This is a genomic window from uncultured Kordia sp. (genome assembly GCF_947489565.1).
GTDB lineage: Bacteria > Bacteroidota > Bacteroidia > Flavobacteriales > Flavobacteriaceae > Kordia.
In genome coordinates this window covers 103,364-126,888 of sequence record NZ_CANLEA010000016.1, presented here as the reverse complement: position 1 = coordinate 126,888, position 23,525 = coordinate 103,364, and the positions used below count along the sequence as shown (strand labels likewise).

General features: G+C 33.2%; 20 protein-coding genes and 21 tRNA genes. 1 reads left to right on the top strand and 40 read right to left on the bottom strand.

Annotated elements, in window-relative coordinates; translation table 11 throughout:
• Positions 1-302: 302 nt before the first annotated feature.
• The 38 genes from Q0845_RS20240 to Q0845_RS20055 all read right to left on the bottom strand — a co-directional run bounded on the left by Q0845_RS20240 (position 303) and on the right by Q0845_RS20055 (position 20,434).
• Complete coding sequence (locus Q0845_RS20240; RefSeq protein WP_298517051.1) at positions 303-1,403, bottom strand: slipin family protein; 1,101 nt, start codon at positions 1,401-1,403, stop codon at positions 303-305.
• Positions 1,404-2,551: 1,148 nt separating this feature from the next.
• Positions 2,552-3,286, bottom strand: a complete 735-nt coding sequence (locus tag Q0845_RS20235) for a hypothetical protein (RefSeq protein ID WP_298517049.1) — start codon at positions 3,284-3,286, stop codon at positions 2,552-2,554.
• Between the two features lie 146 nt (positions 3,287-3,432).
• Complete coding sequence (locus Q0845_RS20230) at positions 3,433-4,440, bottom strand: RNA ligase, Rnl2 family (protein WP_298517047.1); 1,008 nt, start codon at positions 4,438-4,440, stop codon at positions 3,433-3,435.
• 42 nt (positions 4,441-4,482) lie between these two features.
• The gene (locus Q0845_RS20225; protein WP_298517046.1) at positions 4,483-4,797 is read right to left on the bottom strand and encodes a hypothetical protein; all 315 of its coding nucleotides are present in this window, start codon (positions 4,795-4,797) and stop codon (positions 4,483-4,485) included.
• 101 nt (positions 4,798-4,898) lie between these two features.
• A tRNA-Phe gene (locus Q0845_RS20220) sits at positions 4,899-4,971 on the bottom strand.
• 6 nt (positions 4,972-4,977) lie between these two features.
• A tRNA-His gene (locus tag Q0845_RS20215) sits at positions 4,978-5,048 on the bottom strand.
• 7 nt (positions 5,049-5,055) lie between these two features.
• Positions 5,056-5,128, bottom strand: a tRNA-Ile gene (locus tag Q0845_RS20210).
• Between the two features lie 10 nt (positions 5,129-5,138).
• Positions 5,139-5,211: transfer RNA gene (locus tag Q0845_RS20205), tRNA-Met, on the bottom strand.
• Between the two features lie 80 nt (positions 5,212-5,291).
• Positions 5,292-5,363 (bottom strand) — tRNA-Arg (locus Q0845_RS20200).
• Between the two features lie 28 nt (positions 5,364-5,391).
• Positions 5,392-5,464, bottom strand: a tRNA-Leu gene (locus Q0845_RS20195).
• A 148-nt stretch (positions 5,465-5,612) separates the two neighbouring features.
• Positions 5,613-5,684, bottom strand: a tRNA-Glu gene (locus tag Q0845_RS20190).
• Positions 5,685-5,700: 16 nt separating this feature from the next.
• A tRNA-Pro gene (locus Q0845_RS20185) sits at positions 5,701-5,773 on the bottom strand.
• Between the two features lie 5 nt (positions 5,774-5,778).
• Positions 5,779-5,850 (bottom strand) — tRNA-Asp (locus Q0845_RS20180).
• A gap of 136 nt (positions 5,851-5,986) precedes the next feature.
• Positions 5,987-6,058 (bottom strand) — tRNA-Trp (locus tag Q0845_RS20175).
• Between the two features lie 6 nt (positions 6,059-6,064).
• Positions 6,065-6,197, bottom strand: a tRNA-Tyr gene (locus tag Q0845_RS20170).
• 48 nt (positions 6,198-6,245) lie between these two features.
• Positions 6,246-6,318, bottom strand: a tRNA-Cys gene (locus Q0845_RS20165).
• A 4-nt stretch (positions 6,319-6,322) separates the two neighbouring features.
• Positions 6,323-6,394, bottom strand: a tRNA-Asn gene (locus tag Q0845_RS20160).
• 6 nt (positions 6,395-6,400) lie between these two features.
• Positions 6,401-6,526: transfer RNA gene (locus tag Q0845_RS20155), tRNA-OTHER, on the bottom strand.
• A gap of 9 nt (positions 6,527-6,535) precedes the next feature.
• Positions 6,536-6,622, bottom strand: a tRNA-Ser gene (locus tag Q0845_RS20150).
• 9 nt (positions 6,623-6,631) lie between these two features.
• A tRNA-Ser gene (locus tag Q0845_RS20145) sits at positions 6,632-6,718 on the bottom strand.
• A 6-nt stretch (positions 6,719-6,724) separates the two neighbouring features.
• Positions 6,725-6,797 (bottom strand) — tRNA-Lys (locus Q0845_RS20140).
• 819 nt (positions 6,798-7,616) lie between these two features.
• Positions 7,617-9,344: a leucine-rich repeat domain-containing protein gene (locus Q0845_RS20135; protein ID WP_298517044.1), complete on the bottom strand. Its 1,728-nt coding sequence runs from the start codon at positions 9,342-9,344 to the stop codon at positions 7,617-7,619.
• Positions 9,345-9,427: 83 nt separating this feature from the next.
• Positions 9,428-9,500 (bottom strand) — tRNA-Asp (locus Q0845_RS20130).
• A gap of 16 nt (positions 9,501-9,516) precedes the next feature.
• Positions 9,517-9,588 (bottom strand) — tRNA-OTHER (locus tag Q0845_RS20125).
• A gap of 122 nt (positions 9,589-9,710) precedes the next feature.
• Positions 9,711-9,789, bottom strand: a tRNA-OTHER gene (locus Q0845_RS20120).
• A 178-nt stretch (positions 9,790-9,967) separates the two neighbouring features.
• A tRNA-OTHER gene (locus tag Q0845_RS20115) sits at positions 9,968-10,089 on the bottom strand.
• Between the two features lie 11 nt (positions 10,090-10,100).
• The gene (locus tag Q0845_RS20110; protein WP_298517041.1) at positions 10,101-11,468 is read right to left on the bottom strand and encodes an SDR family NAD(P)-dependent oxidoreductase; all 1,368 of its coding nucleotides are present in this window, start codon (positions 11,466-11,468) and stop codon (positions 10,101-10,103) included.
• Entirely contained in the window at positions 11,458-12,165 is a 708-nt protein-coding gene (locus Q0845_RS20105) for a hypothetical protein (protein ID WP_298517039.1), read from the bottom strand. The genes Q0845_RS20110 and Q0845_RS20105 overlap by 11 nt, the downstream gene beginning before the upstream one ends.
• On the bottom strand, positions 12,162-13,223 hold the full coding sequence (locus Q0845_RS20100) for a nucleotidyltransferase domain-containing protein (RefSeq protein ID WP_298517037.1): 1,062 nt from the start codon (positions 13,221-13,223) through the stop codon (positions 12,162-12,164). Before Q0845_RS20100 ends, Q0845_RS20105 begins: the two co-directional genes overlap by 4 nt.
• Positions 13,224-13,232: 9 nt before the next feature.
• Positions 13,233-14,147 carry a hypothetical protein gene (locus Q0845_RS20095; protein WP_298517035.1) on the bottom strand — a complete coding sequence of 305 codons (915 nt, stop codon included), beginning with the start codon at positions 14,145-14,147 and terminating at the stop codon, positions 13,233-13,235.
• A gap of 5 nt (positions 14,148-14,152) precedes the next feature.
• The gene (locus Q0845_RS20090) at positions 14,153-14,896 is read right to left on the bottom strand and encodes a nucleotidyltransferase domain-containing protein (RefSeq protein WP_298517033.1); all 744 of its coding nucleotides are present in this window, start codon (positions 14,894-14,896) and stop codon (positions 14,153-14,155) included.
• 379 nt (positions 14,897-15,275) lie between these two features.
• On the bottom strand, positions 15,276-15,824 hold the full coding sequence (locus Q0845_RS20085) for a 3'-5' exonuclease (protein WP_298517031.1): 549 nt from the start codon (positions 15,822-15,824) through the stop codon (positions 15,276-15,278).
• Positions 15,825-15,835: 11 nt separating this feature from the next.
• On the bottom strand, positions 15,836-16,549 hold the full coding sequence (locus Q0845_RS20080; protein WP_298517029.1) for a DUF434 domain-containing protein: 714 nt from the start codon (positions 16,547-16,549) through the stop codon (positions 15,836-15,838).
• 252 nt (positions 16,550-16,801) lie between these two features.
• Positions 16,802-17,500, bottom strand: a complete 699-nt coding sequence (locus Q0845_RS20075) for a hypothetical protein (RefSeq protein WP_298517027.1) — start codon at positions 17,498-17,500, stop codon at positions 16,802-16,804.
• 7 nt (positions 17,501-17,507) lie between these two features.
• On the bottom strand, positions 17,508-18,248 hold the full coding sequence (locus tag Q0845_RS20070; RefSeq protein WP_298517025.1) for an ATP-grasp domain-containing protein: 741 nt from the start codon (positions 18,246-18,248) through the stop codon (positions 17,508-17,510).
• A gap of 10 nt (positions 18,249-18,258) precedes the next feature.
• Complete coding sequence (locus Q0845_RS20065) at positions 18,259-18,744, bottom strand: hypothetical protein (protein ID WP_298517023.1); 486 nt, start codon at positions 18,742-18,744, stop codon at positions 18,259-18,261.
• Positions 18,741-19,049 (bottom strand): hypothetical protein, encoded by a 309-nt coding sequence (locus Q0845_RS20060; protein ID WP_298517021.1) that lies wholly within the window; start codon positions 19,047-19,049, stop codon positions 18,741-18,743. Before Q0845_RS20060 ends, Q0845_RS20065 begins: the two co-directional genes overlap by 4 nt.
• Positions 19,046-20,434, bottom strand: coding sequence for an RtcB family protein (locus Q0845_RS20055; RefSeq protein WP_298517019.1), 1,389 nt, complete (start codon positions 20,432-20,434; stop codon positions 19,046-19,048). Before Q0845_RS20055 ends, Q0845_RS20060 begins: the two co-directional genes overlap by 4 nt.
• Positions 20,435-20,670: 236 nt before the next feature.
• On the opposite strand from Q0845_RS20055, the gene Q0845_RS20050 reads away from it, so the two are divergent.
• A complete protein-coding gene (locus tag Q0845_RS20050; protein WP_298517018.1) occupies positions 20,671-21,291 on the top strand; it encodes a rhodanese-like domain-containing protein in 621 nt (206 codons plus the stop codon).
• Between the two features lie 47 nt (positions 21,292-21,338).
• Here Q0845_RS20050 and Q0845_RS20045 read toward each other — a convergent pair whose 3' ends face one another.
• Together Q0845_RS20045 and Q0845_RS20040 are read right to left on the bottom strand one after the other, a co-directional pair.
• Entirely contained in the window at positions 21,339-21,635 is a 297-nt protein-coding gene (locus Q0845_RS20045; RefSeq protein ID WP_046756516.1) for a hypothetical protein, read from the bottom strand.
• Between the two features lie 217 nt (positions 21,636-21,852).
• Positions 21,853-23,397 carry a hypothetical protein gene (locus Q0845_RS20040; protein WP_298517016.1) on the bottom strand — a complete coding sequence of 515 codons (1,545 nt, stop codon included), beginning with the start codon at positions 23,395-23,397 and terminating at the stop codon, positions 21,853-21,855.
• Positions 23,398-23,525: the final 128 nt, after the last annotated feature.

The following is a 23,525-nucleotide window of genomic DNA, read 5'->3' as shown; positions in this document are numbered from 1 at the left end:
AGAGCGATGTTCTCAATAAAGTTTAGCGCTTACTCCTAAAAATTGAGTTTCACTAAAAAGTCCCAAAATCGTTTTGGTAGAACGATCCTGGGACAGGAATAAAAACATAGTGATTATGTATTTTTACCCGAATTATGCATTAGAAAATCTATTACAGTTCTGAACTACTTCAAATACGATCGCTTTGCTGTATTTTTTAATTTAACCAGAACGATGCTATGCTGAAATTAAGAAAACACTCGTATGTTTTGTATTTCAGACCTTCATCACGAAGTTCTAATACATAATGCGGGTTTAAATATCTATTTACTGACTGAAAAAATATCTTTCAATTGTGTAACGACACCGCCATTTCCGGCAACCGTAATTTCACCAATCTTATCAGCGATTTTTTCAACATATTCCATTTCTTTCAATTGATACAACATGGCATTTTCCTCCATTAACTTTGCCGTGTTTAGCAAACTTCTTGTCGAAGCTGTTTCTTCACGTCGTGTAATGATGTTTGCTTGTGCTTTTTTCTGAGCAATTAAAACTTGATTCATGATTTCTTTCATTTCACCTGTTAAAATCACATCGCGAATACCACAATACAATACCTTAATACCTAAGTTTTCAACAGTATCTTTAATGTTTTCAAAAACAGCATTGGCAATGTTTTCTTTATTATCTAACAATTCATCCAATGTGTAGTTTCCAACAAAAGTTCGCAGTTTCAACTGCATTGCTATGTACAATTGTTTTTCAAAGTCTTTGTTATTCAAAATTGCTTTTTTGATATCAATAACTTTGTATTGCGTATAAAAGTTGATACGAATTGCCGCTTTATCTTTGGTCAATAATTCCTGACCAGCAATTTCTAACTGCAATTGACGCATATCGACTTTCGAAATTTTAATACTCGTTGCATTTCGCCAGAAGCGATAAATTCCTGAGTCCAGAATTTTTTCAAATTTGTCATCAATCAATAAAATGGCTTTTTCATATTCAAAAACTTCAAAGATTCGGATATACTTTGTCAAGTTGTAGTTTCCTAACAAGTTTTTATCCTTAATCTCTGTGATTTCTGTTTTACTCAAGTCAACTCGTGTAAATGTTCGTGCTATCAAGCCTTTCCAATACAAATGTTGTCCAGCTTCTAAAACGGTTTTAAAGTTTCCTTTTTCAAACATTAAAACAATCTCGTTATCTGTTACATCGATCACTTCTAACATAGTTGTCAGCGCGACATCTTGCAATAAAATTTCACTAGCAACTGGTGCATGAAACTTTTCTGTAAGATCATAAGTAACTACCTTTTGGCGTAAACCTAGCCAATAGATACCTTCTGTAATAACTTTTTGGTAGTTTCCGTTTTTAAAAACCAAACCTACTTTTCCTGTGTGAATTCGTACTCGTTTCATGTCTATAATTTATATGGTGCCATTACTGGCGATTCTACTTTTTTTAATCTCGATTATCGAGTAAAAACGAAGCGCATCAATCATTTCTCGTTCGCGGAGATAAAAGATTTTACAAATGTTCGCTAGTTCTTTTTTGAGGATGGAATCGCACCAAAACACTACTTTGTAAGCATGTTTTTAGTTTGATTTGATCGTCAAGAAATAATAGTTGCTATGAGCAAGCACTTTTTATGTCAAAGCGACTTCAAAATTGCTGTTCATTTCATTTGAAACTTCAGCAGATTGATACGTCATCGTTTTCGTCAATTTATACAGCGTGACAGGCTGGTGATTTTTTAAGAAGAAATCTAACTTCAATCTACATTAAAAGTGTAGTACTCTACCAATTGAGTTACAATAGTCAACCTTTCGGAACTACTGACCGGACTCGAACCGGCAACTTAAAATAAACGTTGTTCTAACCGCTGAACTATCTCTTGCGAGAATGGGATTCGAACCCATGACCCACGTTCCCCTTGTGGTGAATTATTATTTGGCTAATAACTCAAAGCCTCCAAGTCGAGTTGCATATAAAAGCATGATACAAACTTTGCAACGTTTTATACAATGGTGCTATACAGAAACACGCAACAAGACTCGCTTGATATTTTAAAAAGTAGGGCAACAGGCAAACAACGAAATTTTCCTTGTGGAAAATCGCTCTTACCCTAACAAATGAATGTTATAAAGGGCAGTGAGCCGGCAATTTGACATCTACGAGAGACTTACTTTTTTACAAAATTTTGCCATGTTGGTTTTTAACCCAACTTCGCTAGCACGGTCGCCCGTGTTACGCTACCTTAGGATCGTTATAGTTACGAAGTAACGCTGTTTTACGACACCTACTTTTATGTATTTCTTCTTTTTAAACCTCGCTACAATCCACGTGTAGCGAGGATGATTAACCAAACAGTATATATTGATTAGCAACTGTTTTTTCTTTCTGGAACAAATATTTTATATGACTGCGCATTTATTTTGCGTAGTTAAAATTTGTTTTGTTTTTGGGTTGTTTTTATCCATTATTACTCAAAAGAGTAAAAGTTTTAATATCATTTTTTAGTATGAATTTTGGATGTTTTCTCTATAGAGAATATTGTGATTAAATTTTACCAAGCATATGGAGAATATCCATAGTTTAAATAGAATCTTTGGTTAAATTCCTTTTTGAAGCTATCGTCTGTTAATTTAAAATTTTCAAAAAGTGGATAGATAACTTGTGTAGGTAATTCTATTAAATTTTCTTCTAAAATAAGCTTCCCGTAAGCGTGTTTTAATATTTCTAGTTCTTCTTTCTTTTTAGTATCGAGCGATGCTACATCAATCTGTTTTAGTAGATTTCCTTTTTTGTATTCCTCTTTTGCGTGATCGTATATAGCTTCTCTAAACTGTTCAATTAATTCGCTTAAATCTTCCTGTTCTTGTAAAATTCCCGATGAAAATACCAACTCCGTAATGTTTTTGTGTGATATAATATTAAACATTGGACGCAATCCGAATTGTAAATTACCTTTCGTAATTAGCATTCTCCCTGTATAATCTAGTTCTAAGTTTATATTTTTATAAGATAGAATTTTTGAATCAAAAAAATCTACATACTTAGGTTTAGTATCATGAATAACTCTTGGAGCTTCAGTTTCCTTAAAAACTCTCAAATCTTTCAATAACAATCTATTGTTTTTTACCGTAAACGTAGCCACAAAACCTCTCCAACATGCAGAAAAACTCATAAATGGCCTGTCATAATATTTAGAAATGTCAAAAGGAGCATCTCCAGTATATTTTTTAATGCTAAAACCTTTATCTCCTTCAGGAAGTATGGTATGCTGTATTTGTACGGTCATTTTCTAAATTGTTTTGATTACCCAAAAAATAAATGTAATCACTAATTATTGAAATATATTATATAACGGACAGTAAAACTCTAAAATAAATATTCTTATTCAAATGCCTCTTGTCTCCCATGTACAAGAGGCAATCTCTATTTACATTACTTAAAAAGAAGCATTTCTTTTACCACATTAGACGCTTCTTTATTCAGTATTTTTGTCATTACTTTTTGATGTTGCTTTTCCATAGTATTCCAATCACTTTCATGATCTTTTACAAAATCTTCTAGCGCATCTTTGGCAAGCATTCCAATGGTTTTTCCAGTTTGTTTTGGAGAAAACTCACCAATCTTACTTTGCACATTCATCAAACGATTTTCATTTACATAGCTTAAAAGCGTATTCATCAATTCTTTTTCAGTTTCAGAAAGCACTTCTATTGCACTTGGTTTTGAAACTCTTGATCGTTTTTCATGTGACTTTTCAGACCATTTTTCGTTTTTGTTTTTGAAAATAACGCGTTGTCCATTTCCAAAACGTTTGCTTACCAATGGTTTGATAATGGTTCCTTCACAAACATTGTTTTCAATTGATGGAAGATGTAACCATTCATGTACTTTTGATTCAAATGTATTTGAATATGCCATACATTCGCTAAATGTTCCTGTAAAAAGTGTTTTAGCGTAAAACATTCCTACTGCTGAGAAATAAGTATTCGCAATGGTTACATCTAAATATTGTGTATGATTTAGACAAATATCAAATGCGTAAAAGTCATTTTCTGGACTGTAAAAAACACCTTTTTGAATGCGAACCATTCCATTGATTTTTTCTACTTCCGGATGCGGATAACTTCCTCCGAAAATTTCACCAAAAACAGTCATGATTTCCGTTTCAGGAAAATCTTTCTTTACAAGTTTGAAAAGTGTTATAATTGCTTTTTCATACTTGTTTAAAACATAGTTGTAGTTGTTGAAATTTTCATCTTCAGCAATTACACTTGTACGTTTGGCAACTTGGATACTATTTCCATCAGTGATGAAAGAAAAATTAGCTCCATGTACTTTTTCTTGTACTACGAAAACATCGTCCCCATATCCGTGAAGGTATACTTGTTCAGTCGCCTTTTCACGGTAGGTATTTTCGATACTATTATATTTCTTAAACATGATTTCTATTTCTTTTTTATGATTCCTAAAGAACCTTAAATTTTACATTTTCTCTTCATACAATCGATCTCTTCGATCAATCTCTCCTAGAGGACTTCCTTTAAAAATAGCAATGTTTTGAAAGCCATTTTCCTTGGTGATTAATGAATCTTCAGCCAACACGGCGCCTCTTCTTTTGTTTCCATAATCTCCCGTCAGTTTATTTGTAGCCGGATCTAAATCGCCCCATAAATTAGTAGGCTTTCCAGAATCAATGGGTTCTACAAAATAGGTGACTCCAGTACGTTTTGAAGTCACGAGGAATCTTCCTGAATCTTCAGTTCTATAAAAGAACCTTTGTAATACATCTTGTCTCATGACTATTGTTTTTATTCGTTATTATTGGAAGAAATGACAAGATTTTACTTGTATCTTCGAGATAATTGCTCGCTATTTTAGATTAAACTACATTTCTTTTGTGGAATAAATAGGATTCGAACCTATATCTCTGGGACTTCAATCCAGCGCATTGACCAACTCTGCCATTACTCCAATTTGGGTGACTTCGGGATTCGAACCCTGTTCTTCTCATTCACAGTGAGGCGTTTTACCAAATAAACTAAAGTCACCATTTTGTAGTGATAGAAAGATTCGAACCTTCATCTGCCAACGTATCAGATTGACGCTTTACCAGTTAAGCTATATCACTATTTTTTTAGTGGCGATAGAAAGAGTCGAACTTTCAACTTCTGGCTTATGAGACCAGTGCTTTACCGATTAAGCTATATCGCTATGGTAGACCTAAAAGGATTCGAACCTTTACCTCGAGAGTCAAAGTCTCGCCTGCTGCCATTACAACATAGGTCAATTTGTAAGTCTAATAGGATTCGAACCTATACTCTTGGCTTCGTAAACCAATGTGCTATCCATTACACCATAAACTTATTGCACTCCTTTCTAAGATTGCTTTTGTACAGAGAGAGAGACTCGAACTCTCAAAAAACTGCTTCTAAGACAGCTGCGTATGCCATTCCGCCACCTCTGCATTTTGTACCTGCGGTGGGATTAGTTCACAAAACTGCTATTCTATACAATGGAGTTCATGAATACTAAAGTATTTCGAACCCACATGTGCTTCGCACAACAGCGTTTAAGACTGTTTTGTATACCAGTTCCATCACACAGGTTTGTTGTACTCTGTAGGGGAATCGAACCCCTAATTCTACATAGAAAGTGTAGCGTCTTAGCCGTTTGACCAACAGAGCATTTTTAATTATTTCGTCTGGGAAGCAGGACTCGAACCTACATCCTCTCGCGTCCAAGGCGAGTAAACAGCCAATTGTTCTATTCCCAGTTTTGCAGTACCGACGGGATTCGAACCCGCAACTTCTCGAGAGACAGTCGAGCACTCTACCGTTGAGTCACGATACTATTTGTATAGCTACTAAGGTTAGTTCGTGTGGTTTCTATTTTTCATAAATAGGAACTCATGAATGCAAGCATTTCGAACTTAGACTATGAGGTTAGAAATCTCATGTGCTATCCATTACACCATAGCTATATTTTGCACGCCTGCAAGGATTTGAACCTTAACCGTACGTTTTGGAGACGTACATGCTGCCAGTTACACCACAAGCGTGTGTTGTGGAAGTAGTAGGATTAGCTCACTATTTCCTATTTGATAAATTGGTGTTCGTGAATGCAAGCATTTCAAACCTACACGCTCCGAAGAGACCAGATTTACAGTCTGGCGAGCCAACCAATTGCTCAATACTTCCAAGTAAATTATATACTATTCAAACAAGTTTGATCTTATATAATCTTTGAGACAAGGATGAGATTCGAACTCATAAAAAACAGTTTTGCAGACTGTTGCTTTCACCATTCAGCCACCTTGTCGTTGCGATACCGGAAGGATTCGAACCTTCAACCTTAGACTTAACAGGTCTTTGCTCTGCCATTGAGCTACAATATCATGTTGTGGAGATACGGAGACTTGAACTCCGTGCTGCAAGCTGCAAATGAGCTTGCGAATTCAATGAGACCAAACTTTAAATAGGCACCATCGAATTAAACCCACTGTTTTCGCCTGGTAAACTATATCTCCAATATCTTGCGGAGCGCAAAGGAATTGAACCTTCACCGCGGTTAAACGGACTTGATTAGCAGTCAAGCGTAACAAACCAATATTTACCTACACTCCATAATTTTGCGGAAGAAGTGGGAATCGAACCCACACGAGTCGTTAACTCCGAACGGTTTTCAAGACCGTGGCCACCGCCAATTGGCTTGCTCTTCCTTTTTGTTGACGCAGTGAGATTCGAACTCACGACCTTGACGTTAAAAGCGCCCTGCTCTACCAACTAAGCTATGCATCAATTTTATTTTCTTTTTTTGTCTCATTGAATTCGTAAACTCATTTCAAGACCGTGGCCACCACCAATTGGCTTGCTCTTCCAAAATATGAACCATAAAAAAAGCATCTCTTTTTTGGGAGATGCTTTTATAAAGTTTCTATATAGTTACTATCATAGTAACGTATCTTTATAATACTCCCACTTTTTTATATACATAAAATCTCCCTTCTGTTCCCAAATAAACAGTCTGCAACTTTCCGGTGATCGGAGAATATTTGCTAAGGCGGATATGTGATGTATATTAAATTTCATGATATATTTTTTATAATGTCTTTGTTTGTTTTTGACGTTGCAAATATGAAAACGATTTTTTGAATACGCAACTATTTCCTGAATTTATTTTATTGATAATCAATTAGTTATGCTTAATTTTAGATATAGAAAGTCCTGTCCGTTATGTAACGGATATTGAACTATTTGACAACTGTCTGTCTCTCAATTGTTTTTTGTTTCAATGCGTATTATTTTCTATTTGATTATGCGACTAACATTTTTTTAATTTTTTTCATAAAAAAAGCGCCCAATTCCTTGGACGCTTTACTGATTATATAATTTTTGTGTTATTTCATATTAAATTTCACCTATAAAAATGTACATAAAGCGTCTCCTTTCGCCAAAATGGTTCAACCATTCCGCGATTTCTGTCCTGACTTTTCAGGCAAATAGAGGCTATATGTAAATAATATCTTGTCATTAGTGTGGCAAATATGTGATTTTTATTGGGTTTCTTCCAAATTTGAAGTGTTATTTATAATTGTTCTACTATTTTTTAACCTGTTTTTATCGAAATAAAAATATTTTTAAGAGTATTATAATCATTATAAGGAATGAAACTATACCTACAATCCAAAAAAAGAGTTCTACGCGAGCTATAAAGCGATCATCTTTAGATTTTAAAGTAGGTGTTTGCGTATACATCAAAGTATTTTTAGGAGTTTCATTATCAGTATTAGGATAAATCTTGTTTAATAATTTATAATAAAGTTCTTGTTTTTTCTCTTTTGAAATATTGGCACTCTTAATTCTTAAAGCAATCATTTCGGATGTATATTCCAATACTTTTTTATTACCTACAAGATCATATATGCGATTACTTTCTTTTTTAGTTTGCATAAAAGTATCAATATGATTGAATAAAGTGTCAAAAGTTTGAGGAGTTTCATCTAGTAAATGTTGCTCAATTTTTCGACAAGCAATAATGTTTTTCAAAAGCACAAACTTTTCATACGTTTTATATGCTTGATCGAATAATTTCTTTTTGAAAAAATGATCTCCATGTAGCTTAAATAGATGATAGAATTTTTTATCAAGTGAACCTCCGTTTTCATAAAATTCTCCCGAAATAAGAAAAGAAGGTTTTTTTTGTTTCAGATTTATATATTGTAACACTCTGCTATTTAAGGAAAGATTTTCTGGTTTTTTTATAAAGTGATTTTCACAATGAATATGTAATAAATGTTGATGATTACCAGCTTGTAATTCTTCTATTGCATTATTATTTGCGCGAAGTTGTACAAGGTTTTTAGGTAACTGTGTGATTTTTTCAATACGATTATCAGTAATATCTAAGTATTGCAGGCTATTAATTGTTGCTAGATTTTCTATAGAAGTAATTGAATTATTAGAGAAATATGCATGAGTTATTTTAGAACTTTTAAGCTGCGGAATCTCCGTAATTTCATTACTGCTAACATTGATATTGACAAGGTTTGGAAGTTCTGTTATTGCATCAATAGATTTTACAGCATTATGACTTAAGTTAATTGTTGTTAAATCTGATAAGCTTCTTAATTCCTCAATATCCTGTATTTTATTGAAGGCTAATGATAATGTTTGAAGATTCTTAAAATGGGAAAGTACGCTCGTATCCTTAAAATTGCATGTATGTATAGTAAGATGTACAATTTTTGTCAATTTCTTTAATGGACTAAAGTCTTTAATGTTTTCGGAATTTAGATATAATGCTTCTAAATGTGTGAGTTTAGAAATGCAATCTATGGAAGAAAATGTTCCTTGATGTAATGAAAGTGATTTAAGCTTAGATAATTTACCTAAATCAGATATATCGGAAATGTTGGTTAAATTAATTTCTAGACGTTCAAGGTTAGGGAATTTTTTTAGAAAGGAAAGTGAATTATTACTTTCAATTATAGCAGATCCGGTATTTAAATTTTTTATTTTTGGGAAACTAAAATCACCGTTGAAATTGATTTTATTTGTGTAGTTTTCATCAAAATTTATGTTGAGATATTCTAGATTAATACAATCTTTTAACGAAACAATATTTATTTCCTGATCTATATCAATCGTTAGACTCATTAACTTTTCATAGTCTTTTAAAAAGCTAAAATCACCATTAATATATGGAAAATGCATATATAACGAATCAAATATATGGATAGAATCTTCTCCATTGTCATTTTGTATATGCTCAATGAAATGATTCAAATTTACTTCAATTTTTAAAGAAGTTGCTAATTTTTGGATACGTCGCTCAATAGATTTCATGATACTTTTTGTTTGTACATACAAATCTCAATTAGTGCTACGCAATTATATTGCGTAATTAAACTGGTGGAATATAGATAGGCAACAGTAGGCGAGATTCGAACCCGCAACTTCCTGCGTGACAGGCAGGCACTCTTCCAATTGAGCTACTACTGCTACCATTTTTTGAGCAAAGACTGAGCAAGACTCGAACTTGCACCTCCGGATATGAGGCCTGGTGTGCTTCCAATTATACCATCAATCTTTGCGTATCAAAATTTCTTATTATTCTTTTACAAGAGCAACCTTTGGGATTTCGAACCTATAACTTCCCGTTTGAAAAAAGGTGTTCTTCCAATTGACAGCTATTGTTATTTTTTTTGAACAAAGGCTGAGCGAGACTCGAACTCGCACCTCCGGAATAAAATGTCTGTTTACAGGTATTCTTCCATTAAACCACCAGCCTTTGCCTATTCAATATATTTTATTTTTTAAAAAACGCAACAGACAGGATTAGCTCACAACTTACTTATTTTATATTAAGGAGTTCGTGAATGTTTTACATTTCGAACCCGCATCCTTCGTTTTGAAGACGATGTTCTTCTCCTTTTGAAACTACTGCCGCATTTTTAATATTTTAATTGTACAGCAGACGAGATTACTCGCGACTTATATATTTTTAAATATAGGTATTCGTGAATTTACATTTCGAACCCGCGACCTCTATCGTGCAGAGATAGTTTTCTTCCAACTGAACTACTGCTGTATTCCTTCATTTTACCAATCTTCAACAGCGTAGTTTTTTAATAACTTCCCTGTAAAGATAGTATTGTTTTTTTCATTTTCATAGATAGGATGTACGATTCGAGACGCTCCATCTACGGGATCGAGTGGCGGAATGTATCCTTTTTCAAATTGTTTTTTACGCAAGGTTTCACGAGCTCCTGTAGAAACCCAACCCACATCTACAGCGTTCATATAAATATTGTCTTTTTCAAAATTCATTGCTGCAGTTCGTGTCATCATATTTAAAGCCGCTTTGGTCATATTGGTATGCGGATGAAACATGGTTTTGTTGTTGTAGCTGAATTGACCTTCCGAAGAGGTTACGTTGATAATATGTTTCTTCGGAAAAGTTGAATTTTTCAATAACGGCACTAATTCTTTGATGAGGAAGTACGGAGAAATTTGATTGATGAGGTTTACTTCAATTAATTCCTGCATAGAGATTTCTTCTAAAGTGGCATTCCAGCTATTTTTTTCTCGATTGTCAATAGGTTGTCCAAAACGATTCAACTCTAAGTAACTTTTTTCAACATGATTTTCTAATAGTTTCATGTTTGCTACAGGTGTTTCATTGGCAATTAAGTTCTGCTGACTAGAGAATTCAATTGCTAATTGCTGTTCTTTAGCAATTATTGGCACATAATATTGGTCTGTATATTTGATGGTTTGCGCTGCGTTATTGATTAAAATATCCAGCGTTTCATGTGTTCTTTTGTAATAATAGATGAAGTTTTCAACCGATTTCAGATTTCGTAAATCCAGTCCGTAAACGACTAAGTTGTCTTTCCAAGATTCATAATCTTTTTCTTGACGAAACTGTTCTAAAGCACTTGCCGGAAAACGTGTTGTTACCGTTACATGTGCTTGCGAACGCAGCATTTTTAGTGCAGTTGCGTATCCAATTTTTACGCGTCCGCCAGTTAAGATTATATTGCGACCAGATAGATCGAGATTTTTAAAACGATTCTCATAGTTGAGTTCGGCGCAAGTTGGACACAATCGATTGTAGAACGAATGCGCAAACGTGAACGAAGTATTACAGCAATAACAATTTTTAGGAACATTCAGTTTTGTAAATGATTGCAGCGTTTGCGCTTCTTCATTATAAACGGTGGTGTTTTGCAATGCATTTTTAGAGATTTCACTATTCAGTGTAGTTTCTAAATCTTCTTGTTTTTTAGAAGAATAACTCTGCTTTCGGTTCGTTTTTTTTGCTTTGGAATGAATTTTTGTGATAAGCGTTCCAAATTGTTGATTATCGGGATTCTCCAACGGATTTTTTTTGAGCGCATGCAAAACCTTCAGGCATGTTTCCCATTCCTGTTGCGAAAAATTATATGTCTGTTCGTTATTTTCCATAATCGTAATCTTCAAAAGGTTCTAAAAATCCTATGAGTTCTAAATTGTCTTTTTTCCAACGAATTCCGTGTCCACTTGCAATTCGTACTTCATATACAATATCGTGTTTGTAATGTGTAAATACATTCCACCAAGTTTTGTATTTTAGAATGTGTCTTACCAATTTTTGCACATTTTGTTCTTTCTCTTCCGTGCTTCCTTTAACTGTTCCCCAGAAACTTTCTGTAGAGCGTTGTGCGTGTTTTTCCCAAGCGCGAACTGCTTTGGAAATTTGATCATTATACGCTTCAAAACTATGCTTTAATAGTTCGTGTTGTAAAGGCGGAATTCCATGTGCATTCTGCATACTCGCTGAAGTCAATCGTTGTCCAGAAAGTATCAAAATGTGTTCGAAACTTGTACTTTCTACGGCAGTGGCAAAAGCTTTACGCGTCAATTTATTATCTTCAAAATGATATTTTTTTAAAACTTTGAATTGTTCTTTAAAGATAGAAAACGCTACTTTAATATCGGGAATGATTTCTTCTTCAAAATTGGGTTTCCCGTGAAACTTTTCTTCATCATTTTCATACAAAGCATATACATTTCGCGCTAGTACAGATAAATGTTCGTTCTGTAAAAACGCGCTGTAAGTTGCCTTCCATTCCTCCGAAAGGAAGCTTTTACAGGAATATGCTATGTTGAGTAAAGCGTTCACGGGTTTTTAGTATAAAAATCAGTTCTAATGTTAATGAGTAATGTATTAATTTTTTCTATATCTGGACGTTCTGGTAACGTTGAATTTGCATATAAACTTTCCAATTCTGTTTTTAATTCCGTTGCCCAAGTCACCAATTCATCATATTCATATTTTCCATGTTTTACATCTAGTAAAAATTCACGATCTGGACGTTTTACATGAATGGTACTTTCCGATGCAATTTCTTTTGCCATGCGTAATAAGCGAAAGGTATGCATCATATTTTTAGAATCGTAATTTTTTCCATGCGAAACGGTCGTTTTGTAACGTTCTTCGTTTCGTTTTTCAACCCAATTCCAATATTCTTTGTACTTTTTGCAATAACTAGAATATCCATCTTTATTGAAAAATAACATGCCAATAGTTTCTTCTCCTTTCGGAATACTGCTCAACGCGAGTTCATTCGCCAATTCACTTCTAATGATTCCTTTGTAGGGAATATTTTCGTTGTGATATAGGTTGTGGCAATCTTTTAAATGTGGAATATTTGTAATACCGCAGTGTTCTTGTTGGATGTTTTTATGAGTCAAAAAATCCTTTAAAGGAATGGAAGTGTCATTTTCATATACAAAACAAAAATCCAACACAGATTTGCGTTCTTTTTCCATTGGATTGACAATTTTCTTTTCCAATCCGCGCGCTTTTTTGATTTGAGTAAACGCGTAGTTTGCAAACGATTTTTCGCATTGTTTGGATAGAAATGTATCTAGTTTGATTTTGTCGAACAACGGATCTTTGTACAAAATACAATCTTCCGAAACATTCAATAATTCTAGGATATTTGGATTGTTTTTGGCGCACAATTCTATGAATTTTCGCAATTCATAATATACAATATCATTCGTCTCGTTATTAATCTGTCCAACATAATCCAGGGAATAGTACATTGTTTTTGGCAATACAAAAACACCGCGAATATCTGTATCGGAAGTCGGCGTATCCAGTCCGTACGCACGACTTCCGCTGATACATTCAAATATGATATGTCCTGATTTTTTGAGTTCTGAGAGTGTCATGATAATGTATTAAAACGCATTAAATTGTTTTTGTTGATCGTTATGTTCTCCATCTTCATCTTGCGCAACAAATGTTTTTGTGATAGGTTGTAAAATACCTTCTACTTTGTTCGGGTTCTCTTTTCCAAAACTTGACCAACCAGAACTCCAATACAAGATCATTTCTTCAATTACAGGAATGGACTTTGTGCTAGCAGCTTCATATTCTGCGTCATGAATTTTTTGTAATTCTGGTTTTCTTTCTGGATACCATTCTTTATATTCATCATCATATACATCGTCAAATAAATTCAAGTGCCTTTCAAGTTCACTTAATAAATAATGTCTCATATTCCAACCGTACACAATAATATCAGAGCCGTACATAGATAGTACAGGGTTTTGTACTTTTGTATGATCACTTACTACAAATCTGTGTCCGTGAATTGGAATTAATTTTGGTATTTTTTCAAACCATTCTGAGAATATTTTTTCTTTTACTTCATTTGATTTAGGACGAATAGTTCCCCAAGATTTCAGCCAAACTTTATTAGCGCCGACTACATCTTGAAAAATTGTTTCGTATGGCCATTTTAAATACTGTTCAATGTCTTTAGTATCTTGAAGCCAATTATAAAAGAAAGGATATTCACGATGTTCTATTTCTCCCGTTTCATCATCTTCATACGTATAGACTTCTTTCCTATCAATGGTATGCAAAATTCTTAAAAACTCCTTGTGCTCAGAGGTGAATTTTATATTGAATTTTCTTTCTGTTTGTTCAATTTCGCTTTCAGTCATACCAATCCATTTTGCGCCATAAGCCCAATCTTCACAAACAAAATCATCTTCAGAAGTTTCAGGGTTTTTAGCCCAAAATGCTTCGGTTGTTTCTTTTACCCAGTATAAAAACTCCGTATAATCTTCTGGTATATGTAATTTCATCTTTTCTATATTGTTTTTATGAATAGTTTATTGAATTCTTCAGGATTTGATTTTCTATTTTTAAGATCATTTTTGATTTCGTTGTTTTCAGCAACAATCTTTTTTACCAAATCAATTAAAGAAGCTTCTACAGGCGCATTACTTTTTTCAATTTCTTTGCTTTTTAGTAGAATCAATTCATCCAAAAGAGCACAAGATTTAGTATCTAAAAGCGGATATAATTCACGAAAAGCTACAGGCGGAACGGTTTCTTTTTTGTAAATCCAATTGGCACATAAAGCTGTTCGAATTGCATAGAAATAACTTTTTAAAGTCATTTCATTGGTGTTTAAAGTTTCTTCAAAATTTTTGTTCATGCTGTGATAATGAAAGAAACCCGCAACAGGATTGAAATTCTTTTCAGCGACCATTTTCATTTCTTCCAAAAATGTTCCAGCACTTCTGTACACAATAGGAGAGAAGAGCCAACCTAGTAAGGAAGCATTCGATTTTGCGAGTAATTTTAAAGCTTTTCGAATGTCCCAACCTGAACCATCCAAATCGTCTTCGGTCATAAACTGAATCGTATCTTTTTGTTCCCAAAGGTTCAAATACCAATCTGATTTGTGTTTGTACACAAAACGAATATCATAATCCGAATCGGGAGAAGCAAAGCCCCAAGCTCTGCTTCCTGATTCGACAGCGAATAAGATTTCGATATTCTTATCACGTTCTATTTCGTTGAGTTTTTCTAGTATTCTTGTTTTCATTTTGAATGCTTTTTAATAGCAATGCCACAAAAGTGTTTTTTTGAATAGTGGGAATTCTATTTCTTGCCCTGCTATTTTTTTTCTTAGAACCATCTTACATTTTGTACGATATTCTCTATTTAATTCTCTGCGGAATCCACTAGTATTGCTTATCCAAAGATTTCTTGTTGCTCGTGTTCTTTTTTTGCGTTTGTGAGCTTGTTTGAAATTGTAAATTTTCTTGTTTTTACATGTTTTCATTTTGTATTGAACTATCTGTTAATAATTCAATACACAGTGCCTTTTTTAGTTTGCATGATTTTATATGTTTCGTTGTGTTGTATTTCTGAGTTCAAAGATGAAGTTTGATTGCGCAATATTTTTGCGTAGTAGTTTTTTGCTATTTATTTTTTAAACACCAATGTAAAATTTTGGCAATGTTTTTTGCATCATCAATTCCTCTGTGATGTGTTCCTTCAAGCGGAATTTTTAAGATATTTAAAGCGCCATTCATTCCCACTTTTTTACGCAATCCTTTTACTTCTGTAAAGGTTGTTTTTACATTGATGTGATTTGCGCCCATAGGATATTCCATATTTCTCAATTTACATTGACGCTTTAACATGTTGAGATCGTATTGACCGTAACTTGCCCATGTATATTGTTTTGGATCGTATTCTTTGCGAAGTTTTGTGCAAGCTTCTGCGAATGAAATTCCTTCCGAGTCAATGAGTTCTTGTGTGATGGTTGTCAATTCAGTACAAAAATCACTGATTTCTGAACGTTCAGGTTTTATCAGAATTCCTTCGTTTTGTGTGATTTCGCCTGTTTCTGTATTTAAAACACAGATTCCTATTTCTATGATTTCATTGACTTGTCCATTAGGAATTGGTCCGTTCCAACATGTCGCTTCTAAGTCAACGATGATTATATTTTTTGTATGATTCATTTTTAAATTTTTTATTCAGATTCCACCACATTTTTCTGTAGAATTTCAATATCTACAATATGTCGCACCATATTACACCAAGTTGTTGAATTGTCTAAAACCCAAGCATCCGAACTGATAGCAATTTTTCCACTTTCAGCAATCAATTTATCAGGATTGTTGTCTAAAATGATTTCCCAATTGAGTTGATTTTCGTTTGCATATTCTCCCAACATTGTTTTTAAACGTCCACTGTTGGAAACAGGTTTGTCAAAGATCCATGTTGCTTTTTTTACCTTGTTTTCTTGTAGAAAGTTTGCAATGCGTTGAATGGCTTCTGGCGTTTGTTTTACTTTTTTGTACGTTCCGTGTACGCTTGATAAATCGCGATAACAACCATCTAAACCTTTGAAAAGATAAGCGCCCGATAAAGCACTTTCTAACATAATTAATACATTAAAACCATCTAAATAGACTTCTTTTTCTGCTAACTGATTTGGCGACAAACAACTCGCTGTACGTTTTTCAAGTTTATGTGCTGCTTCACTCATTCCTTGTACGGCACGTTGTTGGCGATTGTTGAGTTTGTAACGATTTCCAACCAAAGGCAATGACGATTTTTCAGAGAATCCTCTGCTCATTAAATACGATAGGTCTTTGATTGCTTCTCGCATTTTTGATTGCATTTTTGGATCGCCAAATAAACGATCGTCACTTCCTTCTTTTCCTCTGTTTCGTGTTGTCATGAGTTTTTGTTGTTTTTTGTTTTTGATAAGAATGTTTGTGTAACCTTTTTGCCTTTAGTGTTTCAAACTATAATTTTAGTAACGTTCATTTTTTCTTGATAAAAAATGAACCAAAAAATCAAGTCTGTGTATAGGAAATTGCTGCGCACCATTCACTAGCTAAACTACATGCTTGAAGCTACGCTTCGCAATTTCGTTTGCTAGCTCATTATTTCTTAACACAGACGGATAGTTTCGATTGACATTTTGAAATTAATTTTTGTTATACTTTTCAAGTATTGTATATGCAATTGAAATTCTGTTAGCTTCTAGTTTATCTTCAGTTTCTAAAAAGGCATTTTCTAGTTTGGATAAAAAAAGATGCGTTGAAAACCAATTCATTAAACGTTCTGTGTCTTCTGTATTAAAATCTAAAGAATCATTCCCTAAAACGACATCTACTACATAATGAATCCAGCGTGAATTAGCTGCTTTTTCCCAAATAGAAAAAGTTGCATCCCAACCAACATAAGTAATCATGATTTTTAACATACTTTGAGTTTTGTACAAGGTTGTTGTTGTATCATTCAAAGTTTCAATCCATAAAGTTGTGAAATAGGTTTTAATTGCTTCAATTTCAGACTCACTCCAAGTTTCCCACTTGCTATAATTTAGTTTTTCGTATGTCGTAAAATCAAATAACATATCACTGTTTTCAAATTGCATTAATTCTAAAATTCTTGGTAAAAAATGCTTGTAATCAGTAACACAGCCAAAAGTTGTAACTGCCGAACGCATAAAGTGTCCAATTTCGTCTTCCGAAAGCACATGTAAATCTTTTGATAGTAATTCCTTTATCTCTGCATCGGAAACACAGCAATCACAGCTTCGTTCTCTAAGATTTCCTTCAATCGTATATGGCTTAAATACACCATACAGGTTTTTGGTCGCGATGTTAATATTTGTATTCATGATATTTTTAGATCACTTTCTCACAACTTTTCACAATTGTATCTATTACTTTTTTAGGATTGCACGCATATACGCCCGAACTCCATACTGGATTTGCTTCAATGAGCGCCCAACCTTTGTCAGAAATGTAACCAACATCAATGACAACTGCTTTAGGCAAGTCAATTGTTTTGTCGGTTAGGAATTCATTGAGAAAGCTCAGCATTTCAGTTTCTTCATTTTCTAGTATCGTATTTTTCAACTCAATTTCTCCGTTGTAGATATACGTTGACCACGTTTGTAGTTGTCGATCAATGATAAAACAGCGAACTTCAATTGCCCAACTCACCACATCAGATACGAAGACTTCAATGGTTGCATCAATCGTACTATAGCCCTGGATTTCTTCCACGGAAGTGTATACACCAGCAGGGAAAAACTTGAAATCGACAGGTTTTATAAATTTGTTTTGTACGTTTTGAATATTCCCAAAACGATCATATTGAATGTTTCGTAAGGTATATTTTGTCGGAACACTTGCCAACCAATCGTCTGCGGGTTTTAGGAGTTTTAGACTGCATTGTTCAGCTACAATTGTTGTGAATAAATCTTCGCCATAAACCGCCACAACATCTTTTTGATATTCTGTAGGAACATTCCAACCTCCAAATCGTATGGTAGTGAATTCACTATCAATAGCAGCTTGACTGATGATTTTTGAATCTTCAGAAAAGTTTGGTGATAGTATAATGATTTTTTTTGTGTTCATGATTTTGACTTTATAGTTGTTTGGATGGTAAACTTTCTAAATTTTTAATTGAGCTTTCAATCAATTTGAAAAAACTATCTGCATCATTGTTTCTTCGTATGTAATGTTTAAACGAATTATAATGTTCTTTTTTGAGAATGTTTTTTCCATCAATCTTTACTAATTGAGGTAAACTTTTTGCTTTTCTATTTTTAGTTAGATGATCGACAAAAACACCAGAGGTATTGTATCCATTATACACTTGCAAACATTGTATTTCGGGATAATGGTCTTTAAAATACTTTAAAAAGTTAAACGTATGATATTCGCCATATAGAAATATAATTTTCCCATTATTTTGGATTAAAGCTTCTTCTAATTCTTTTTTACGTTTTCTTCGATATTCATAATTTCTTACATACGAATAAGGAGTGTAAAATAGCATAAAAATGATCAGCAGCGGTATTCCAATTGCAATACATATAAGAACTGCGATGATGTTACCTATTGTTTTCATTTTCGTCTAAAATTTTCAATTTTTTCTATGAATGCATTTAATTTGATATTGAATTTCCCTCTTGACATGTATAAAGAAGCGACCTCAGAATCATTATCATCTAAGGTCAAGTTTGCTTCTATATGGTTTACAATTTTATCACATAATGGATCGATAAAGAATTGAATAAAAAGGATCATTCCGTGGGCATGTTTCCATTGTATTTTCCAATGTTCTTCTTCCCACCAAACACTACGACTATCGATCAATATGAGTTCCCAATGTTTTTTGTGCAATTCATTTTTGATCATGTCTTTATAAGTCATTTTCTATTTTTTCTTTTACGTTTCCAAGGTGCATTTTTTCCAACATCACCAGCCATGATACAACCGTATGGCATGACTTCATCAACAACTTCACCCAAACCAAATTGTTCCATTTGAGCTCTTACAGTTGCCGCATTTTTGTAGGCAGAAGGCAATTCGGTGATATCAATTTCATTTGAAAAGAAACGTACATCCAATCCTTTAGTTTCTTGATCAAAGATTTCTTGAAATGTTCCTGTTTTGCTTTTTCTATGTTGTGTTCTGCTCACATTTCTTCCTGCTCCATGTGGCGCAAAACCTAAATTTGATGCGGTCGTTTTTCCTTCTACGATTAATACTGGTTCAGACATGTTTAACGGAATTAGTCTCGGTCCCGTAATATCTGGCATAAACTTTTTATCTAATGGAGTTGCTCCTTTTGCATGGTAGAATAAATCTCCATCTTTGAATACGAAGTTATGTTCGTTCCAGTATCTATCTTCTTTTTCAATACCTAACTTTTCTAAGGTTGCATCATGAATTACTTCATGGTTTTTCTTTGTCCACTTACGTACAATTTGCAATGCTTCCCAATAGTTTTGCCCTTCTTCAGTATCAAAAGGAATCCATGCATTATTTTTTAATGTTTGTGGCGATAATTCTTTTCTGAATGCTTCTGCGACTTTCATTCCTTTTTTATACAAATTGGCTCCAAAACCTCTACTTCCATGATGTGTAACCATCATTGTATTTCCAGTTTTTTTAGAAGTTCCTACGAATAAGAAATGGTTTCCATCACCTTGTGTTCCCAAATGTGAACGAGCTGCAGAAATACACCTTTGATCATTTAAAAAGTAGTTTGCTTCAATTTCTGCCAAAAGATCCATCGGAAATCTGAATTGATGTTCTCTTGATCTTCCGCCAGGACCAAAGTGTGTAATGCTATGCGCAGCATCTAATACATCTTGTGGATTTGCATCTCCAAAATCTGTCAACATTACAGAACAACAAATATCGGCACTATGCATTCCTGGATGAATGGCATTTTTGGCAACCGCAACTCCGCCAACAGGAATGACACCATTTTGGCCTGTTGGACAGGCATCTGGCATGATGGCACCGTTGACTAAAGTTGGAGTTTTCATTAAGGTTTTCATGGTGCTGATTACTGAATTAACATTGTCTTTTTCAATTTCGTTTTCAGCTTCAATATTGATGGCAAAAGCTATAGGATTTTCGTATAATGCTATTTCTGGATCATGTTTGAATTGTTCCAAATACGTTAGCATTTCATCATTTGACAATTGATTTTCATTGATATGTGCAATTGCTTCTTTGAACCATTTTTTAGGCTTAAAACCTAAATCGATTAATGTGTTTCCGTTGATTTGAATTTGTTCTTTCATGATTTCTAATTTTTAGTAAACTCCGCCGACTTCAATATTCAGCGGAGTAACTTACTTTGTTATGTATAATAACTTATTTATGATTCCGATACAAATATTTTACACTAATGCGCAATAGTTTTGCGTAGTAAAAATAAAATAAACAAAACATGTTCCCTCATTCATATAGCCAGTTTACTCATTATAAGTTACAGAATGTATTTTGAATACGTAGTTTCGTTTTAAAATTAAACATCATGAAAACTTCAAACTTTATTTTTTTGGCTATGATTGTTATTTGTGGAGTGCTGATAGCGCAAAAACCAAATCCTACAAACGATACATTGGAACGCATTGAAAATTTTACACAAAAGTTTAATACTTCCAAAGACGGTAATCCTATGGTAAGTTTTAAAGATTATAAAAATTTGATGAGTGAAGTTGAAAAGCATCGAGCAGCACGTTTGATAGATTTGGAAACGTTTGTAGCAATGAGTGAACAAGAAGATGTTATTATTTTAGACGCAAGAGCCGAAGATTTATACAAAAGAAGTCATATAAAAGGAGCTGTGAATTTGCCTTTTACCAAATTTACACAGTTAAATTTGATGCGAATTATACCAAATCCTGAGACTAAAATTTTGATTTATTGCAATAATAATATTCAGAATGATCCGATCAGTTTTGCTTTAAAGACGGCAGTACCAGCAAATAATCAGCCTTTGATGTTGGCGTTGAATATACCAACATATATAAACTTATATGGTTATGGTTATAAAAGTGTATATGAATTGGATGATGTGATAGATATAATTAAATCTATGAATGATGCTTCCTATATCCAGTTTGAAGGGACTAATTTTCCTGAAAAGGAATAGATATATTGTATAAGAAATATTTGTGGATTTTTTTGAAAAAGTAATGTCTATGACATTGGTAATATTTCTATTACTTTCCCATATACATTTTTGGTCCATCCGTTAATTCTTCCGTGATTGTTTCCAATTAACAATCCGCGTCTTTCGTTTTTTCCTTTTACTAGATGTGTAAATACATTTCCGCGGACTTTACAAAAGACAATATCACCGACTTCGCAATCTTCCCAAGAAATAGGTTGCAACTTTACAGGTTGCTTCGATTTTAGAAGTGGCAGCATAGAATTACCAGGTTCTTTTGAAATGATGGTTTCTCCATCGAGTAGTTTTTGAATTTTCCAATTCATAATTATCGTTTTTTAAAAGTTATATGTGTCATTATTGACGCACATATCTTTCGGAAACCTGTTTCAAAAGTATTTCAATGAACTTTTCTCGATAATCGAGATTTATGTATTTGAAGGCTTGTCTCTATATATTAACATGAATTCACTATGAGTATTCACAGACTTACTTTCAAGTATTTTCAAATTTAGCAAAGAACTGCGCAATCTTTTTACGTAGTTAATTTCTTAGCATTTCTTTGAAAAGATTGTCTCCAGATAAAAGACCCTTAATAGCACCAAAGTATTGTTTTTCTATGTAGTCTTCCCAATCAGCTTCTAAATAGTGATATACTGTTTTTAAATTTTTAAACGTTCCTTTATTGAAATAATATTCATTAGTAGTAACAAAAGCTCTAAAAAAGAAACAATTTGAAAATGATAATTTTTTGGTATCAAAATCTTGTTTCATATATTTCAAATTCATTTCTATTTCATTAGAGATGTACGAATGTACTTTTTCTGCATCTTCATCAAGTTCAAACGCTTTGGAGTAGGATGCACCATGCGAAATTAAATAGTGAAATTTGACACAAGCTTGATTAAAAGAGTATAAAGTTAAATCGTTAATCACTTCAAACTTTTCTTTGCTAGTTTCTTTGTAGTCACCTTCCACAATTTCTGAAAACCGTGACGACATTATCTCAAAATTTAAACTATCTAACGATTTAGAAGCGTAGTTTTTGAATGAGATCTTATTAGCATAATTCGCTTGTTCTATATTATTTTTTATAATAGAGTATGTATAACTTTTAAGCTGTTGTTGTTTTGCAAGTTCTAAAAGATTAATGTCAATTTCATCAGGAGTTCTAAGAAATAAGCAGAGGTGTACTAATCGTAAATAAATAACATCATTAATAGCATCATCTTCATATTCATTTATAAATTTTCTCATGCTATTGACGGCTTCTTGAGGTAAGTTTTGGGATAATTTGAGCGTACTCATTACGAAATAATAGTGACCTGTGAAATTTTTCCGATTCTTTTCAAGATAGTTTTCAGCAACCGTAAACTTATTTATAAAAATCAAGCTAAACGCAATATTGAGATGATCAATTCCAGATTTACGAAGCTTAACTATGTTGAATGTATATTTAGTCACAAACGCATAAAATAGTAAGCCATGAATTGAAATGAGTGTCTCTATATTGTAGCCTATTTTTTGTATGGTGTCAATACTAAAAACAAAGTCAGAGATTGTTTTTATTCTAAAAAATAAATCAAATATATTTTGAAATGCTGTTCCGAACGAATTGTTAGTTATGGTTAAGTACGTATATCCTATAATTGAAAAAATTGTAATGTTTAAAGTGGTAATAAGTAATAGTAATTTTTCATTAAGGATAGCGCTTGTCCATGTAAATTCTGATTTGAAAGGTGTAAAAAGTAATGCGATCAGTACAAGCGCAGACAGCAAAACTAAATAGTATCCTATAAATTGAGCAGATAGGCTATCAAATCCATAATTCTTAAAAACTGTAAAGCATAGTATCAAAGAGACCAAGCCAATACCTAGCTGTAACCAAGTTGAGAAGCTATATAACGTTCCATAAGCTTTAAAATAATTAACAGATTTTCCTATCCATCCTTTCGTAAACACCAAATAGAATACAAAAATAAATAAATAAGGAACTATAAGAAGAACCGAGGTAAGCCCTTGAGTAATTTGAACAAAAAAGTGAGTGATTTTTTTATTTTTGTAAAAATCTTGGAGTATTGAATCCATTAACTCTTCATCGTACGTGAAGTGCTTTTTTCTTCGCTTTTCATAGATATATTTTAATAAAAAAATAATACATGTAATAACTGTTAATATAATTAGTATCACAGTAGTAAAATCAGTTTAAAATGTTA

Coding starts and splice junctions, on each gene's coding strand:
- Q0845_RS20240 (WP_298517051.1), bottom strand. CDS start 1,403: ATGAAACGAGTACGAATTCACACAGGAAAAGTAGGTTTGGTTTTTAAA.
- Q0845_RS20235 (WP_298517049.1), bottom strand. CDS start 3,286: ATGACCGTACAAATACAGCATACCATACTTCCTGAAGGAGATAAAGGT.
- Q0845_RS20230 (WP_298517047.1), bottom strand. CDS start 4,440: ATGTTTAAGAAATATAATAGTATCGAAAATACCTACCGTGAAAAGGCG.
- Q0845_RS20225 (WP_298517046.1), bottom strand. CDS start 4,797: ATGAGACAAGATGTATTACAAAGGTTCTTTTATAGAACTGAAGATTCA.
- Q0845_RS20135 (WP_298517044.1), bottom strand. CDS start 9,344: ATGAAATCTATTGAGCGACGTATCCAAAAATTAGCAACTTCTTTAAAA.
- Q0845_RS20110 (WP_298517041.1), bottom strand. CDS start 11,468: ATGGAAAATAACGAACAGACATATAATTTTTCGCAACAGGAATGGGAA.
- Q0845_RS20100 (WP_298517037.1), bottom strand. CDS start 13,223: ATGACACTCTCAGAACTCAAAAAATCAGGACATATCATATTTGAATGT.
- Q0845_RS20095 (WP_298517035.1), bottom strand. CDS start 14,147: ATGAAATTACATATACCAGAAGATTATACGGAGTTTTTATACTGGGTA.
- Q0845_RS20090 (WP_298517033.1), bottom strand. CDS start 14,896: ATGAAAACAAGAATACTAGAAAAACTCAACGAAATAGAACGTGATAAG.
- Q0845_RS20085 (WP_298517031.1), bottom strand. CDS start 15,824: ATGAATCATACAAAAAATATAATCATCGTTGACTTAGAAGCGACATGT.
- Q0845_RS20080 (WP_298517029.1), bottom strand. CDS start 16,549: ATGACAACACGAAACAGAGGAAAAGAAGGAAGTGACGATCGTTTATTT.
- Q0845_RS20075 (WP_298517027.1), bottom strand. CDS start 17,500: ATGAATACAAATATTAACATCGCGACCAAAAACCTGTATGGTGTATTT.
- Q0845_RS20070 (WP_298517025.1), bottom strand. CDS start 18,248: ATGAACACAAAAAAAATCATTATACTATCACCAAACTTTTCTGAAGAT.
- Q0845_RS20065 (WP_298517023.1), bottom strand. CDS start 18,744: ATGAAAACAATAGGTAACATCATCGCAGTTCTTATATGTATTGCAATT.
- Q0845_RS20060 (WP_298517021.1), bottom strand. CDS start 19,049: ATGACTTATAAAGACATGATCAAAAATGAATTGCACAAAAAACATTGG.
- Q0845_RS20055 (WP_298517019.1), bottom strand. CDS start 20,434: ATGAAAGAACAAATTCAAATCAACGGAAACACATTAATCGATTTAGGT.
- Q0845_RS20050 (WP_298517018.1), top strand. CDS start 20,671: ATGAAAACTTCAAACTTTATTTTTTTGGCTATGATTGTTATTTGTGGA.
- Q0845_RS20045 (WP_046756516.1), bottom strand. CDS start 21,635: ATGAATTGGAAAATTCAAAAACTACTCGATGGAGAAACCATCATTTCA.
- Q0845_RS20040 (WP_298517016.1), bottom strand. CDS start 23,397: ATGGATTCAATACTCCAAGATTTTTACAAAAATAAAAAAATCACTCAC.